Raw genomic sequence first — 17002 nt, 5'->3', positions numbered from 1 at the left:
CCACTTATGGCACCAGTGGTCGTCAGCATCGCAGATGTTGTAATTTTAGTATAGTACAGCATCATTGGAATCCCGCAAACAACCGGCCAAATAATAAATAGAAACGGATATACTACCGGGAGCGCTGTCAGCAGTCCAATGACAAAGAATATAACAAGCGTCATTGCGGTGTAAATTCCAACATTGATCAGGTCTTTGCCTGTGAGTTTGTTTATTTGCTTTTTCATTTTGATCTAATTCCTTCCATCTATAAATACGTAATGTTTCTCCGTGTAATATAGGATATTTATGGGCCTGCTTTGAGTTTCGCGCAAGTTATCCAAAGCTAACTAGACGAGAAAAATTCGGGGTATTATATCCCCAAAACTCTTTGCCAGCCAGAACTAAAAAATGCAGCAAGCGTGTGTGCATACTTTAATGCGGAGGCTTTCGGATAGTCATGAAAAACAATTTCCGCAATCGAAGCGAAGTAAGAGTGCACCAGCATATGCCACTCATCGTCCTCCAAATCCTTAACGGGAACGCCTCTTGATTTTAATTCATTGATCAGTGCCAATGTCTCGCGTACCTCTCTGCGAACGACATCGTCTAGAAAAGATGCATACTTTGTACCGTCTGAACACATAAGCAATAATTTAAAAGCATCAAAATTCTCGTAGACATATTCAATGATCTGCTGGATTGTTTCCTCTGAAAGACTCCACAAATCTTTCAACTCATTCGTCTTAGCCAGTTCAAAATGTTTTACCACTGAGTCGGAATATATTTCTGATATTTTCTGGAGAATGGGATCCACCAATGAGCCGAACAGGGCTTCCTTATCCTCAAAGTGATTGTAAAAGGCTCCGTTTGTCACGCTGGCGTCCTTGCAAATTTCCCTGATACTTGCGCGCTCAAAGCCAAATTTCAAAAAATGCTTTTCTGCGCAGAGCAGTAAATTCTCATGCGTCTGTTGAAAGTCCCTTGACATTTTTACACCTTCTTTCCGAAACATAATTACGCTGTAATATTACATCGTAATATGAATTTTAACACGGACTTGGTTGAAATGCAATATGGAAATTGCATTGTTGAAAGCGCTGGAGAATATCCGGTTCAGCTTGGCATGGGATTTCTTGCTCCATTTGTTGCCATGGTACCAGCTATAGACCTGTGCGCGCCCCTGATGTAGTTCTATGTTCCTGCATTAAGAGGCTTCTTATCGACTGTCCCTTTTTCCGGTTCCATTCAAACACTCCATAGGAGACCCCCGGAACGAGTAAAGGAAAAGCCCTGCTGATTTACGATCAGCAGGGCAATTGAAAACGTTCAGTGCCCGTATTGACGTAGGCTTCAAGGTGCAGAACAAGCCGGTCAACAAGAGCGTTTGTACGAAGTATCCATGTGGAGAAGTATGCCAGAAGCACATGAAATCTTATATCATGTCATAGCTTCCATCCAATTGCCTCTTTTCGGCCAAGGACGAAGTCGGCATAGATGCCTTCTTGACTAATTAGCTGGTCGTGAGTGCCCCTCTGCACAAGCTCGCCATCATTCACTACCAAAATTTGATCCGCATTGCGAACCGTTTTTAAGCGGTGCGCAATCATAATAATTGTCTTGTCTCTGGTCAGCGCTTCAATGGCCTGTTGAAGGCGATCTTCGTTTTCGGGGTCTACATTTGCCGTCGCCTCATCCAGAATAACAATGGGGGAATCCTTGAGCATGGCGCGGGCAATGGAAAGACGCTGTTTTTCCCCACCTGAAAGAGAGGCCCCACCCTCGCCGATGACGGTGTCATAGCCCTCGGACAGCCCCAAAATAAAATCTTCACAGCAGGCCTTTTTTGCTGCCGCAGCCACCTCTTCGTGTGTGGCGTCAGGTCTTCCGAACTTAATGTTATTTTCAATGGTATCGGCAAACAGATAGACATTCTGAAAAACCATGCTGATTTGCTCCATCAAAGATTCCAGCGTATATTCCTTTACATCATGCCCTCCAACTTGGACACTGCCGCTGTCCACGTCCCAAAAACGGGCAATCAGATTGCACAGTGTGGTTTTTCCGGAACCGCTGGGCCCGATAATTGCCGTGGTGGTTTTGTCCGGAATCGTTAAAGTAATATTGTTGAGAATTTTTTTGTTTTCATAAGAAAACGACACATTTTCAAAGACAATATCATGTTCTTTGAGGGTCAAGTCCCGTCCGTGCTCATCCAACTGGGGAATATCATCCATTCTTTGCGCATGATCGATAGAGCTGCTTACAACCCGCAGGAGGGACAGTCCGCTTCCGGCGGATTGAATCTGCGCAAACACTAAGAAGGACATAATCACAGTCATCAGCGCATTGGCGACACTCATGGTTCCGCCAAGCCAAAAAGCAATCGCCGCTGCCGTCATAATAACACTGAATATCTGAAGAATGAAGCCTTGCGCCATTGTGTACGGTGTAAAAAGCTTCTCCAGCGCAAGATTGCTTTTTTTATTAAACTCCAGTGCATCCTGAATTTTTTTATCGCCTTTTCCAGTGAGATTAAAGGACTTAATGACACTCATTCCCTGTATGTATTCCAAAACAGCACCAACCATAACGGTTTCAGACTTTTGACGGTTGGGCGCGATGCTTCTGGATTTTTGATCCATCAGCGAGGTAACAAACAGATAAAGCGCCGTACCCACCACAACAATACCGCCAATGCGCCAATCCCAAAACAGAATCATAACCGTAAATACAGTCGCATTGATGAGTCCGCCTAAGATATCAACTAGGACCATGGGCGCAACCGTTTCCACGTTGTCCAATATGGTGGTGGAAACGCCGGTGATTTCGCCCAGACTGTTTTCATTGAAATATCCCATGGGGACGCTTTTCAGTCGATTTGCAATATCAATGCGCTTGTTCGCCGCCATAAAATAACCGGCGTGGGTTTGCTGTAATTGCGAAAAGTACTTGGTCACAGCAACGCCCAAAATACTTGCCAGAATCAATCCAAGCGCAATCCAAGCGGGCGTGCTGTCCCCTTGCCCTGTAAGAAGCGCCTGCACCACCACATAAATAGCACCGATTTCAAGCATACGGAAAATGGCGTTTATCAGACCAATGAGAAGTGATTTGTTGATATTTTTTCGTTCCGTCCCAGCAAACCACCATATTTTTTTAAGGGTTTCAATCATGCTGCATCACCGTCCTTCGTACCTAAATGCGCCTGCCACATTGAATGATAAAGCGAGCAATCAGTAAGAAGGTTTTCATGGGCTCCCACCGCCTCAATCTGCCCGTTTTGCACCACGATAATCTGATCCGCATCCGTAATGGTTGATAATCTGTGGGCAATAATAATCACCGTTTTCCCTTTAATGAGCTTTGCTACTGCTTTTTGAATCACAGCTTCGTTTTCAGGATCTATGTAGGCTGTAGCCTCATCAAGAATCACAATCGGAGCATCTTTCAACATTGCACGGGCAATGGCAATACGCTGTCGCTCGCCGCCGGAAAGGTGAGCTCCGCCACCACCAACCCTCGTTTCATAGCCATGCTCAAGCTCCCGAATAAAGCCGTCACAGCCGGCCGCTTTCGCCACAGCTTCTACCTCTTGATTGGAAGCGGAGCTCTTTCCCATGCGGATATTTTCCAGAATCGTATCATCAAACAGGTAGTTATCCTGCGATACAAATGCCGTTTGCTCATAAAGCTGCTCCAAAGGAATTTCCTTTACATCTACACCGCCTAGACTAATCGCGCCGCCGGTTACATCCCAAAAGCCCGCAATCAATTTAGCAATGGTTGATTTGCCGCCGCCGGAAGGTCCAACCAATGCTGTCATACTGCCCGCCGGAATGTTGAGAGTGACTCCATGCAAAATTTCCTTGTCTGCATGATATCCAAAGGAAACATTTTGCAGTGAAATATCATAGGTGGCAAGCTTTGCCGGCGCCGCAGCGTGCCGCTGCTCCTCCCCCTCCAAGAACTCGTCAATGGAGGCTACGGTTGTGCCGATTTTAGCAAGGTTATCAATAAAGCTCATGGCTTTTAAAAGAGGCGTCACCAGCCCCAAGCACAAAATGATGCAGGTGAGAAAGGTTTCAACAGTTAAGCTACCTGCGTGGTATAAAAGCCATCCGACAGGAAGCACCGTAACCAGCGTGGTGGGCGCAATGGAATATGCCAAGGACATGTTGAACTGACACCGCTTCATCCAATTGTAGTAGTAGGAAGCATTTGCTTTCACTCTGTCTGAAAACTTGGCATAGGAGTGCTTGCCTTGATTAAATGCCTTAATTACCTCAATGCCGCTGATATACTCGACAATTGTTTCGTTCATTTCCTGCGTGGTTTTAACAGCACTTTCCCAGTCTTTGCTATAACCTTTCATAATCGTCATCATGAAGACCATCCCCACCGGCAAGGACGCCAAGGAGAGCAGCGCCATGCGCCAATCTAAAACGAAAAGATATATCAGGACACAAATGGGGCCGATAATATTCGATGTCATTTCCGGCAGCAGATGTGCCAGGGTGGTTTCCATGCTTTCCACCTGATCCACAATTATTTGCTTGAGCCTGCCGCTTTTGGTATCCATCACGGTGCCAAGCGGGAGCTTCGGCAGCTTTTTTAAGACTCTTTGGCGAATCTCTTTTAAAATAGAAAATGCCGCCTGATGAGACAGTGCCAATGCAAAGTTATACAACAAGGTACGTACCAGATAACCTGCTAGACCTACCCCACACCAAATCAGATAATACGTCAGATCCTGATTTACACTTACCATACCAATAATTATTTGTGCTGCCGCTATGTAGGGAATGACGCCACCCAGCACACCGATCAGCGCACTGATAATCGCGCCCGACAAGCGTTTATGCTCCGACTCTCCCAGCTCCCAAATTCGTAGTAAGGAACTTTTCTGCTTCATGTTAACTCCTCCCAAATTATTAGTTATGACTAACTTATGATTTTATTTTTAGTTGGTTTTATGCCGTCGCATAAAACCAACTATGTGTGTTCTCATGTGCTAGGGGGCGAAAAAATCGTGCCAAACCCTGCCATATGATAGTCTCTTAGCATATTGATGTATTTTTTTGCTTCCTCATACTGCATATTGTGACGCACAACTTCAAAAACGCCCTCAAAATAGGCTGTTGTAATAATATGCAGAAACTCTTCGGTGACGATACCACGTTTTACATTTTCACAGCCAATCACCTCCATATACCGATAGGTGGATTCAACCTCAATGCGGACCATCTCGTCAATAAAGTGATGATACTTCGTGCCATACGAAGAATCGAGCAAGAGCCGGAACTCATCAAAGCGTGCATACATATAATCCAGCAGTTGTTCCATACTCTTAGAAGAATATTCAGGCATAGTATTTATTTTCGTTTGCCTGTCAAGCCCATGAAATATCTCCTGAGTACGACAGAAAGTCTGCAACATTTCCTGTACAACAGGTTCAACAAGCGCACTAAAAAGACCTTCCTTATCGCCAAAACGCGTATAGATAGAGCCGGTTGTTGTTCTCGCCGCAACAGCAATCGTCCTCATAGATGCATCCTTGTATCCACTTTTCAGGAATTCTTCTTTGGCACATTCAAGAACGCGCTCATAGACACCCTCAATTTGCTTGGCCACGAAACTGCTCCTTTCATAACATCGTTATAAAACAATGTTATGAATTTAGCACAGTAGAATAATTTTGTCAACTCTTTATCTCACATCATTTTGTCACCGCTACTAATTTTTTAATAGGATACATCAAAATTGTTCGGGATTAAGAATGTACCGGTAAAAAAAATCAATTTGGGATTGCTTATTTTTGTGGCGGCACAAGTAACATGACAACAAAAAGGACAAAGGTGTTTAAACCCTCGCCCTTTTTGCTGTTGTACTGCTAAAAAAAGCAATCATCCGAACCCAGTCCAAATGGGAACAAGATCCGGAATATCATTCTTTGCGAGCCACATCAATACTGAATATCATGCTATTTTAACACGAGAATTTGAACCCCCACAATTTAAAAATATGCTTTTGTAGGAACTCTGACAAGTGGGCCTAATCAGAAGACTGTAAACCAGCTTTTCATTTATACACTTCCCTCTTGAACTCATTCCCCTGTTTTTTCATAACGCAAGTCCACAACGTCGTTATCTTCAATTTCATATAAGCTGATGTTTTCCAGCAAAATTTTTCCCTTTTATGTAACAAGTCCGATATTGTCCCTAATCATATAAAATATCCATAATTAAAACGATAAACTTACCGCCCTCACTATCTTCTGTTTTCATCTTTAACGTGTCAATATGCTCATTATTTTAATGTTGGTGCCGCTTTGTCCGCAGGCACTTAGCGCAAATACAAATACAGATACAAGCAAAAGGGAATGCATATTCTTAAAAATAGAGTTGGGCCTCATGATGGCCGCCCAAGTCTTTTACGGCAGTTTCAGTAAAAATGTTGGCATTACTCGGCGTTTAGATATTCACGTATTGCGGCAATTGTAAGGTCCTTTTCCGCAATATTGTTTGTGATATCATCAATCAAGTCCGTTGCAAGGTCAAATTTCTGATGAAATCGTTGATTGTCCGCTAAGAATATTCTAGCTCTGGGGCGCGGGGTCATACCTTGAGGCCCAGCCCCTGTGACATAATTAATTATGACAATTACATCTTTGAAATTATCATTGTTCACGTCATAAAAATCCACAGCAGTCACGCTATCAAACAGCCCCACATAATTCTCTGTACTATTATTTTCGCAGTAATAAGGGAAAGAATAAATAACCTGATCCTCTACTGTTAAGAAAAATGAAACATCTTCAAAATCAACACTATTATCTGGCTCATAGGAAACAAGCCTCACGCTTCCCCAATCATCCAGTTCTACATCAAATGATTGATCTTGAATAATTCGCTTGTCATCTAAGAATACATTTAAATCATCTGCACCAGAGTCGGCAGCAGAAGAACCATCCGGACTTTCTGTTATGCCTTCATCGCCAGTTGACGAGGAGTCTTTTCCCTGGTTCCCATTCACCTCGTTCACCTTTGCAGCGCATGCACATAGCCCTAAAACCGACAACAATACTACTACCATCACAAATACTTTTTTTATCATGTCTATTACCTTTCACGTTTGCCTTTATCCCAAAATTTTAATACGATTGTTGTGTAGAAAATGGAACTGCGCTTTTACAATGTGATAGCCAATATAATGGCAGAAACTATCACAATTTAGAGTATAAACCATCAACCTTGTCGTAACCTTGCTTTTATCTTGTTTTAGCAAAAAGAAAACCCTGTACGGTTCTTGGCAGCAGGCTTTCTGCTTCCTTCGTGCATTTTCCCACCACCTGAATATTTGTCAAGAGCAAAGACTCGGATTAAGCACCCAACAAATCAACGTTTTTTCACAGGGCATTCCCTTTATTTTAAGATGGCTTTTAAGTTACAATTTGGACAACACCTTTCTCTCCATCCACTACAACTTCCTGCCCATCACTCAACATTTCAGTTGCGTTGCCACAGCCTAAAACAGCGGGAATGTTATACTCCCTTGCGACGATAGCGCTATGGGATAATGGTCCGCCTGTATCAGAGACGACCGCGGACGCTAGAATAAACAATGGCGTCCATGAAGGGTCGGTATATCGGCAAACTAAAATGTCACCTTGCTGCATTTTATAAAATTCCTGCAAGGTAAGAATCTTCTTAACTTTGCCTTGACAAATACCTTTATTGCCTGATACGCCTGTTAACGCATTCTCGTTACTAACCTTCCCGCCAAGCGAAAGGCCACTCCACAATTTTTCGTTTTGAGGACGGTTCACCTTTCTAACCGTAACTCGCTCCTTATAATTATGAGTCCCGGCAGTCAGCGCATATAGTTCCTCCAATGTAAGAAAAAGGATATCCTTTGGCTGCTCAAATAGTTCAGGAAACCGAAGCTCCAGTTCAAAAACTGCTCTGCGTGCCAATCCATAGCACATCTCGATCAGGTAAAGACTTTCTTCCCTGTTGACATGATACCCTCGTATTTCTTCAATCTTCTTACAAACCTTGGCAGCTTTCTTTGCAGAAAATCGCAAAGCGATTTTCTCAAGAATTTCCTGATATTTGTGGTTTCCTAAATCCTTGTTATCCGACTGTAACAAAACTTTTATCAAAGAAAAGAGCGGGATCATATCCTCAAACCATGATACGGAGCCAAATGCACAGTAGCTGCTGCTTGATTTCCATCCAAACTCATTGAGAAAATTTTGCAACCTGACGGAAAATTCAGGATAGTCGTCCCGAATGGTTTCTATGGCACTTCTATCCATAATTTTATAACTCGTAACAGCACTGTTTAAGTCTTTATGATCCTGAATATAAGCGGCCAGCTTTCTTAATGCGACGTTCAGTTCCCATGTTTTATAAGGCAAATCGCTTAGCAAATCGAATTCATCAATCTTTTTATCTATCCGGTGCAAAGTCGGATAAAGCAGCTTGGAAACAGCCACAGACGGGAAGATATTATAGCGAAAACGTACGTAAGCAATTTCTTCCGATAAGTTCATCAAAGCCTTTACATTCTGAATCAGCGCAGGGACTGATAGCCGGGAAACATCTGCCCCAGATATTTCCTCCAGTTCCTTTTTTATCTTGGAGAATGCACCGTCTGTATTTGAAGAATTTACCGCATAATTTGTAAATTGAGGCAGCAAAAAAGGGATATTCACAATTCGCGGAGAAATACGCATCGTACTTGCTGAGAAGGATAGTATCCCGTTTTCGTCCATGTTTAGCTCGCCGCCAATGGAAATACCTAATTCCTGAAAAACTTTTGATTTTGCCTGATCTATGATTTCACACGGTTCTACATCCAGAGGGTAAAGGGGCGTGGGGCAATGTTCAATCCAGTTATTGAGCACAGCTTTTTGTGATGCGGAAAGCTCCGGCTGACTTTTATTTGCTTTGTTTAAAGTGGTAATAGGGCGGGACTGTAATAGATATAGCTTGCCGCCTGAAATAGCCCATTCGATATCCTGTGGACTTCCATAATGCTGTTCCACCTTTTGACCCATTTTAAAGACTTCAAGCACTTGCTTTTCATTCAGGCAAAAACGGCTTCTTTGCTCCAAGGGTGTTTCTCTTTCCTCGATTCCTGTGGTGCCATAACAGATCAGAACACCTTTGTCACCCAATTTTTTATCGGCAATACGCTTGGACTTTTTGCTGAAGATATAGATATCCGGGGTTACTTTCCCAGAAACAATTGCCTCGCCAAGTCCCCATGAGGCATTGAGCATCATTTGATCTGGATTCTGACTGACGGGATCGGCGGTAAAAAGAACGCCCGACACCTCGCTTTCCACCATCTTTTGAATCACAACTGCCAAAGATATTTTGACCGCATCAAAGTTTGCCTGTTTGCGATAAGCAACGGCGCGTGCAGAATACAGGGACGCGAAGCACTTTTTTATAGCGATCGTAAGCGGCTCTCTACCAACAACGTTAAGATAGGTTTCTTGCTGCCCGGCGAAGCTTGCTTCCGGCAAATCCTCAGCGGTAGCTGAGGAGCGGACAGCCACTCTTACATTTTCTCCAAGCACAGCATAGCATCCAGCAATTTCCTGTTCCAACTCAGCCCAAAGCTGTCCGGACGCAATTTCAGAGCGAAGCGTTTCCCGATAAGCCGATGCCTGCTGGTCAAAGCCATTCCGCTTCATGTATTCGTCAAACGCATTTCCGGTAACGCAAAAGCCATCGGGAACAGGCAAACCGGCGTTAAACATTTCACCTAAATTTGCGCCTTTTCCTCCGACGATAGGAACATCTTCTTTTTTAATTTCCTGAAAACTTCTGATGTATTTCATGACTAAACCCTCCTCCATACCGAAGCTCATGCTTTCGGTTCGTTCAAAATATGCTTAAATCGAAGTGATACAGACGCTGCAATCACTCCTGATACGGCGAGAATCAGAACCCCGCCAATATAATATTGCTGCGGATAACTGAGTGAAAACTGAAACAGTATGGTTCCGATACTGCCACCAAGATTACGAATCAAATGGGCGGTGCTGTTTACTCCGGAGGCGTTATCCTTGGTTCGCGTGGCGGTATATCCCAATAATACGGACATTAATATCCCTGAGCCAAAGCCCAGCAGCCCCACAGCCAGTATGAAGAAGAATGGCATGAAAATGCTCCCTGCCAAACCTGCCAGCCAGCCAATTAGTATGGTCGGCCGTTCAGGAATTTTAATGAACGCTCCCAACACACTTCCGACCCCCATAAGGACAACGAATACTGCCAACAAATTCCCTGCCGTATCTGCACTGAAGCCCATAGAAAACTGCATCAAGCTTGGCAGATAAGCAAGACATACATTATAAAATGCTCCCAAAAGAACTACCTGAAGGCACAGGTTTCTCAGCAAAGGATCCGTTGCAAATTCCTTTGGAAGCAGTATATTTCCGTTTTTGGTGTCCTTCCATACCACAAAGAAAAGCAATACGGCGCTAAAAACAAGCAACAGATATTGCTGATGATAGGCTTGCTCGATCCCCAAGGTTGTGAGAAGAATCGCAAGAATCATAAGTAGATGCCGGCGGAAGTGAAAAGGCTCTGAATGCATAACCGGAACACTATCAGTAAGATTTTGAAATACCAACCAGAAGCTTAGCAGTTCAAGAGGAAGTAAGATATAAAAGATTGCCTGCCATGAAGCAATTTGAGGTAGATATCCGCCAGTCAAGCTGCCTAGCCCATTGAACACAATCTGCACCACGGCAAAGGCGGCAAAAACAGACGAGTACCTTTCCTTCTCAAATTGTTGACCAATTATACCATAGGTTGCCGGTACTACTACCCCTGCGCCTATTCCCATAACGATTCTCGCGATTACCAGTTGTAGCATAGAGCTGCTGAATGGGGCTATTACAGTGCCTATACCAAATAGCAAAGAACCGATAATAAAGTTTTTCTTGTTGCCAAATCTCTGACACAGCCCACTGGACAATATAATGACGGCTGAAGAAGCAAGCATATAGCTGCCATGTATCCATGAATAAAAAGAAACAGATTTAAAGCTGCTGCTGATTGCGGGCAAAGCGCTGCTGAAATAGGTTTGCATAATGGTGGAAGCACCCATGCAAAGCAACAACCCGATGAGAATGGCAGTCCTTTTAGGTCTGTTCAAACTAAACCACCTCCTTCAATAACAGTATAGCGCCACACTATGAAAAAATCAAATATTTTTCATAGTGTGGCCAAAAAGTATCAAAGTCGCGCAAGAAGCGATTTTTCAATGACTGGATACCACGAATCAAAACCAACACCTATCTTTTCTTTATGAGTGCACAGTATGGCCAACGTTGCAACAGCGGCGGCCAGTTCCTCATTAGATGCTGAGATAACAATTCCTTTATTTGCCCAAATTTGTCTGATCTGCTGTATGAAATACAGGTTATCCTCTGCGGTAATGGGATCGTCATTCCAGACCAATGATTCTAATAAACTGCTATATTCGTTGGTGTAAAATTTGTTTGTGGCTGTCTTATCTAAAAGAACATGCGCGAGATCCGCAAAAAAATCTTTCGGGGCTTGGTTCTCTTTCTCTATTATTGTTAAGATCTTTTTTCGTATTCTGTTTTTTTCATCGCGCAGGATCTCTTCATAAAGAGCTTCTTTATCTTTGTAAAAGGTGTAAAAGCCTCCTAATGATATGCCCACTTGATTAGTTAGCTGCTGTATTCTAAAATCTTTAAACCCTTGCTGCATAAACATTTGGGAAGCTGCCTCTTTGATTTTTATCTTCAGTTCTGCTCGTTCTTCCACAGTATATGGACGTCCCAATAAATTCACCCCCTCAAAATAGTTCTGTGTATATTATAATACCTTTCCATTCAAGGCTCGTCAACATAGCATCTCAGAAGATTATAAAAAGGCTTGTTATCGGAAAATGTATCAAAGGAACCGGCAATGAATTTACCATGGACATATTTAATGAAGGGCTTATTGATTTCATTCGTTTATACGTATACAATAGAATCAATATACGCTGCGGAGGAATACAAATGCTTGATTATATATCCGTCGAGCAGGCTTCTGAAAAATGGGGAATCACTAGAAGAAGAATTTAGAAGCTATGTGAGGAAAACAGAATTGATGGTGTTATCCGGTTTGGCCGCTCATGGGCAATTCCAAGAGATTCGGAAAAGCCAGCGGACGCAAGAAAAAAGAGGATGGATATGGGAAAAGAGGATGGATATGGGAGATGAAAATGAAAAATAGAGTTTTAATCGTAGACGATGACAAAGAGCTTTGCACTCTTATGAAAAAGTGTATTGAGCAAGAGAACTTATCCGCTGTTATTGCGCATGGTGGTATAGAGGGGCTGCGTCTGGCTGACGAAAATAAAAATAGCAATTTTCTTTCTCTTGTAATTTTGGACGTAATGATGCCGGATATAGACGGTTTTCAAGTTCTAAAAAAAATCAGGGAAACAAATAATGTCCCGGTACTTATGCTCACCGCCAGAAATGATGAGGAAGATAAGGTTTCCGGTCTTCGGCTTGGTGCAGATGACTATTTAACAAAACCATTCAGCATTAACGAGTTGATGGCTCGTGTCAACTCCCTGATTCGACGCTACACTACCTTAAACCCTACGGCAGAAACAGATTCGGAGTATATTGAGCTAAGCGGAATGGTGATTGATAAAGCCAATCGTATTGTCAGCATGAATGATCATGTCGTAGAGCTGACAGGAAAGGAATTTGATCTGCTTGCCTTTCTGGCAACAAATAAAGGGCGTGTATTTACCAAAAAACAGATTTATACGCAAGTATGGGAAGAAGAATATGCTTTTGATGACAATAACATTATGTCTTTCATCAGCAAATTGCGAAAAAAGATTGAACCTGACCCTGACCATCCCTTTTATATTTTAACAATTCGGGGTGTAGGCTATCGCTTCAATCAAGAGGCGTGAGATAAATATGAATACTTATCTGCTTTTGGGCTTGGTTCTTGCCCTACTTATGATAGCGTACCTTGTTTCTGTTTTGCGGCGTGTTCGAACGCAGCTTACATTGATAAAAGATGTTTTAGAAGATATCAAAAACGGAAATTTGAATCGGCGTGTTTTAGCAGGTGAGAGCGATATGACAAGACAAATTTGTTATGGTATTAACGAAATTGCAATCAACAGCCAATCACGGCTGATTCAGCAAAAACAATCAGAGCAGGCATACAAGCGGCTCATGACAAGTCTTTCCCATGATGTGAAAACGCCGCTTGCCTCATTGGTTGGTTATTTGGAGGCCATTGAAAGTAACATGGTTGCAGGCGAAGAAAAGGACGAATATATTCATGTTGCATCCAATAAAACCCATCAATTAAAGCATTTTGTAGAAAATCTGTTTGAATGGGTTAAACTGGATTCCGGGGAACAAATTTTTCACTTTGAACTTTTTGATTTGAATGAGTTATCCCGTAATGTTATAGCTGATTGGATTCCCATTTTAGAAAACAGCCATTTTGCATACGCATTTGATATACCGGAAACAGAGTATTCTATAAGCATAGATGTAAACGCATATACCCGTATTCTCAATAATCTCTTACAGAATATGATTACCCACAGTGAGGGTAATCATATGGCTCTGCATATTTTTGGAAATGAACAGCAGGCCAAAATTGTAATTACAGACAATGGAAAAGGGATTTCACCCGATGATCTTCCGCATGTTTTTGAAAGAATGTATCAGTGCGATCACTCACGATCTGCCAAAGGAAACGGGCTTGGCCTTTCTATTACAAAAGAGCTTGTCAGTGCGCACAAAGGGACGATTACAGCGGCCAGTATTTCCGGCTCCGGAACGACATTCACAATTCTATTGCCGAAGGCCCTGTGACAGCACAGGGCTTTCTTGCTGCTAAAACAAGATAAAAACAAGGCTGCGGCAAGGTTTTGGCAAGGTTTATGCCTTATACTTTTCATTGTGATGATTTCTGCCATTCTGTTGGCTATCACATTGTGAAAGAACAGTGATTGAAAGTGAGGAAATTCTATATGAATGAGTTCGTGATTGAAACAACGCAATTGACAAAAGTTTATGGAAATCAGAAAGCGGTACATTCAGTCAATCTTCATGTAAAGAAAGGCCGAATTTACGGACTTTTAGGACGGAATGGAGCCGGAAAAACCACGATTATGAAAATGATTTTAGGGCTTACTTCCATCACTTCCGGCGAGGTGGATGTATTTGGAAAGAATATTAAGGGCCGGGAAAAACGGGTATATCCCCGTATTGGCGCTATTATCGAAACGCCCGGGTTTTACCCAAACCTGACCGGGACGGAAAACTTGGAGATTTTCGCAAAGCTGCGTGGTACAGCCGCACCGCACGCAGTTGAAACCGCATTGAAAGTAGTAGGCTTACCTTATAAAGACAAAAAGCTGTTCAGCAAGTATTCCCTCGGAATGAAGCAGCGCCTTGGTATTGCCAATGCTATTTCGCATGATCCGGAACTGCTGATTTTGGACGAGCCGACGAACGGCCTTGACCCTATCGGCATCGCAGAAGTACGAGATTTTATTAAAAATTTGAGCATTGAGCACGGAAAGACGATTCTCATTTCCAGTCATATTCTTTCGGAAATCTCATTATTGGCTGATGATATTGGAATCATTGACCATGGAGTTCTGCTGGAAGAAAACAGTATGGATGAGCTGAAACGGAAAAACGGAAAGTATATTCTGCTGCAGGTTTCCGATGTTCCAAAGGCGTCCCTGATTTTGGAGCAGCAATTCAAGGTCAAGAATTATTCTGTACAAGACGACCATATTCTAAGGCTTTATGATACTTCTATGGATATGGGTGAAATCAATAAAGCCCTTGTGACGCAGAACGTAACAGTTATTAGTTCTCAGCTTTGTAATGACACCTTAGAGGACTACTTTAAAAAAATCACAGGAGGGGAAGGCATTGCTTAAGCTTATTCAAACAGAGTTCCTGAAACTCCGCCGCAGAAAACTTATCTGGGTTATGATGCTGGCTGCCCTCGTTATGCCGTTTTTTGCATTCTTATATTTTCATTATTTCGGGAAAGCAGGCGTTGAACCGGTGCAGTTTTATAAATGGTCTGCGTTCGGGTTCACATTTTTGATGATCCTGCCTTTTGTTTTGGGAATGCTCTGTACCATACTGATGCACGACGAAAATCAGAACGATATGCTCAAACAGCTTTGGATCGTGCCGATCAGCAAGATGGGATATTTTTTCAGTAAACTCTTTATCGTTTTGCTTTACTCTGTTTGTTTCATGCTGCTTACAGCCGCCGCTTCTGTATTGTTCAGCGTACTTCCCGGATACGTCGCATTTGAATGGGGAAGCGTACTGTTTCTGCTGGAAAAATGTTTGGAGATTGGCGTTCTTACAGCCTTTTCCATGCTGCCGATTTTGGCAGTCGCGGCCTCGCAGAAGGGATATATTCTCTCGGTTTGCATTACCTTAATTTATAGCTTTCTCGGTTTTTTTATCATACCAGTCAACATGTACCTGCATCCTTTATCCAGTCTGTCCGTCATCATCGCAAGGAATGGAGATATTCCCGGTCTTGCATTTACACAAGCAATTAATGTCCCAATGGCGTTTTTTTGCATTTGCGTCTGGGATATTGCCGCAGTGCTTCTTGCTAATATCACATTGGGGAGAAGAAAGTGAGGCAAAGAATGGGAACATACCTTTGGGCGGAACGCCAAAAGCTTCGCCGTTCCAATATTGTTTGGCTCGCCGTTTTTGCAACTGTTATGGTAGCGGTCATTGTTTTTCTAGGAGGGCAGGAAGTGTATGACGGCTCCCGGAATATAGACAATGCAGGCTGGTATATGACAACAACGCAGCCATGGGCAACCTTTTTGGTTCTTCCGGCAGTTATAGCCCTCTTAGGCAGTTATATGATTTGCCGTGAAGAACAGGATGACACGATAAAATCTCTGCAGCTCATTCCCGTAAACGCGGTAAAATTAACCGCCGCAAAGATGATGATTACTTTCTTGTTCAGCGTACTGATTTACTTGCTGCTCTTTGCTATCACATTTTTGGTTGAGGCGACGCTGCATCTTTCTGATTTGTCGGCAGCCATGATTTTAGGTTTTCTGAAAGCATATTTTCTGGATGGTCTAGCCGTGTTTCTTGCGATCTCACCCATTGTCGCTTTGGTATCCCACATAAAAAAGAGCTATTGGTTAGGTCTGGTGATTACTGAAATGTTCTCTTTCTCTGGGTTATTTATGAGTATGTCTAATACGGTAAAAGCCATTTATCCTATTACAGCTGTATTTACGATTTCCGGCTACTATGATGCATCAACAAGTCAAGTAATACTTAGCTCCATTAGTCTATTGCTTTGCGGCTGCATGTCTGTCCTTATACTGAAAAGCCTGAAGCATAGTAAAGAAAGTTGAAGTAGGTCATCTCAAAATGAAGAAAACTAAGAAACTGATTGTACTAATTATATTGGTGGTGCTCTTTGGTATGCTGCACCGTTATACCGAAGAAAAATTTAAAAATGACCCACCCAAAGGAGTTACTGAACAGCTCGTTGAATGGGTTGGCCAGTTTGGTCACTGATTACAAACCATGCACAAAAGTGTTGATTTAATAAACAATAATAGAAAGGCAACTGCTTATGCAAAAGAAATTATATAGAATTCGATAGGGCAAAAAAATTGCCGGTGTTTGTGGCGGTATTGCCAAATATTTTGATGTAAAGCCTAAATTGATAAGAATACTTTGGCTGGTATTTTTTGCACTATACGGAAGCGGGCTTGTGGCCTATATTCTGTTTACAATTTTTGTACCGAAAGAGCCACGAAACTTTATGGATTGAGCTATGCTCTCTTTTGTAGACGGTGTGTCTATCATGCTATTAACCAACGTTACAATTCTATTAACGCATCAATGCTTTTGTTACAAACTTGTCCTGGTCAAGCATTTTTGTAACACCACTGTCTAATTTAGTCTAATGAATTC

16 protein-coding genes and 1 pseudogene are annotated in these 17002 nt (G+C 42.5%); 8 read left to right on the top strand and 9 right to left on the bottom strand.

The genetic code is table 11. The features are described from left to right. The 9 genes from RTK01_RS11340 to RTK01_RS11300 all read right to left on the bottom strand — a co-directional run. Positions 1-227 (bottom strand): MptD family putative ECF transporter S component (locus tag RTK01_RS11340; protein WP_312281074.1); only part of this gene is annotated, 227 nt, incomplete at its 3' end. Between the two features lie 125 nt (positions 228-352). Further along, positions 353-970 (bottom strand): TetR/AcrR family transcriptional regulator, encoded by a 618-nt coding sequence (locus tag RTK01_RS11335; protein WP_312281073.1) that lies wholly within the window; start codon positions 968-970, stop codon positions 353-355. 454 nt (positions 971-1424) lie between these two features. Continuing rightward, the gene (locus RTK01_RS11330) at positions 1425-3155 is read right to left on the bottom strand and encodes an ABC transporter ATP-binding protein (RefSeq protein ID WP_312281072.1); all 1731 of its coding nucleotides are present in this window, start codon (positions 3153-3155) and stop codon (positions 1425-1427) included. Further along, entirely contained in the window at positions 3152-4894 is a 1743-nt protein-coding gene (locus RTK01_RS11325; protein WP_312281071.1) for an ABC transporter ATP-binding protein, read from the bottom strand. Before RTK01_RS11325 ends, RTK01_RS11330 begins: the two co-directional genes overlap by 4 nt. A gap of 92 nt (positions 4895-4986) precedes the next feature. Next, a complete protein-coding gene (locus RTK01_RS11320) occupies positions 4987-5613 on the bottom strand; it encodes a TetR/AcrR family transcriptional regulator (protein ID WP_312281070.1) in 627 nt (208 codons plus the stop codon). A gap of 828 nt (positions 5614-6441) precedes the next feature. Next, entirely contained in the window at positions 6442-7095 is a 654-nt protein-coding gene (locus RTK01_RS11315) for a hypothetical protein (RefSeq protein WP_312281069.1), read from the bottom strand. 325 nt (positions 7096-7420) lie between these two features. Then, positions 7421-9835 carry a PEP/pyruvate-binding domain-containing protein gene (locus tag RTK01_RS11310; protein ID WP_312281068.1) on the bottom strand — a complete coding sequence of 805 codons (2415 nt, stop codon included), beginning with the start codon at positions 9833-9835 and terminating at the stop codon, positions 7421-7423. A 26-nt stretch (positions 9836-9861) separates the two neighbouring features. Beyond that, a complete protein-coding gene (locus tag RTK01_RS11305; protein WP_312281067.1) occupies positions 9862-11160 on the bottom strand; it encodes an MFS transporter in 1299 nt (432 codons plus the stop codon). An 80-nt stretch (positions 11161-11240) separates the two neighbouring features. Next, the gene (locus RTK01_RS11300; RefSeq protein ID WP_312281066.1) at positions 11241-11798 is read right to left on the bottom strand and encodes a TetR/AcrR family transcriptional regulator; all 558 of its coding nucleotides are present in this window, start codon (positions 11796-11798) and stop codon (positions 11241-11243) included. Positions 11799-12037: 239 nt separating this feature from the next. Between RTK01_RS11300 and RTK01_RS11295 the strand changes: the two are divergent. The 8 genes and pseudogenes from RTK01_RS11295 to RTK01_RS11260 all read left to right on the top strand — a co-directional run bounded on the left by RTK01_RS11295 (position 12038) and on the right by RTK01_RS11260 (position 16859). Beyond that, positions 12038-12241 (top strand): annotated as a pseudogene (locus tag RTK01_RS11295) (DNA-binding protein). Continuing rightward, the gene (locus RTK01_RS11290; protein WP_312281065.1) at positions 12238-12954 is read left to right on the top strand and encodes a response regulator transcription factor; all 717 of its coding nucleotides are present in this window, start codon (positions 12238-12240) and stop codon (positions 12952-12954) included. Before RTK01_RS11295 ends, RTK01_RS11290 begins: the two are co-directional and overlap by 4 nt. A 7-nt stretch (positions 12955-12961) precedes the next feature. After that, positions 12962-13879 carry a sensor histidine kinase gene (locus tag RTK01_RS11285; protein ID WP_397352753.1) on the top strand — a complete coding sequence of 306 codons (918 nt, stop codon included), beginning with the start codon at positions 12962-12964 and terminating at the stop codon, positions 13877-13879. Positions 13880-14037: 158 nt separating this feature from the next. Then, a complete protein-coding gene (locus tag RTK01_RS11280) occupies positions 14038-14961 on the top strand; it encodes an ABC transporter ATP-binding protein (RefSeq protein WP_312281064.1) in 924 nt (307 codons plus the stop codon). Further along, complete coding sequence (locus RTK01_RS11275) at positions 14954-15691, top strand: ABC transporter permease (protein ID WP_312281063.1); 738 nt, start codon at positions 14954-14956, stop codon at positions 15689-15691. The genes RTK01_RS11280 and RTK01_RS11275 overlap by 8 nt, the downstream gene beginning before the upstream one ends. An 8-nt stretch (positions 15692-15699) precedes the next feature. Next, positions 15700-16434, top strand: a complete 735-nt coding sequence (locus tag RTK01_RS11270; RefSeq protein ID WP_312281062.1) for an ABC transporter permease — start codon at positions 15700-15702, stop codon at positions 16432-16434. Positions 16435-16450: 16 nt separating this feature from the next. Beyond that, positions 16451-16600: a hypothetical protein gene (locus tag RTK01_RS11265; protein WP_312281061.1), complete on the top strand. Its 150-nt coding sequence runs from the start codon at positions 16451-16453 to the stop codon at positions 16598-16600. Positions 16601-16697: 97 nt separating this feature from the next. Next, entirely contained in the window at positions 16698-16859 is a 162-nt protein-coding gene (locus tag RTK01_RS11260) for a PspC domain-containing protein (protein ID WP_312281075.1), read from the top strand. The last annotated feature ends 143 nt before the right edge of the window (positions 16860-17002 follow it).

The organism is Oscillibacter sp., assembly GCF_031978065.1.
Classification (GTDB): Bacteria; Bacillota; Clostridia; order Oscillospirales; family Oscillospiraceae; genus Oscillibacter.
Note: the sequence above shows the minus strand (reverse complement) of the source record. Positions and strands in the feature narration are given on the sequence as shown.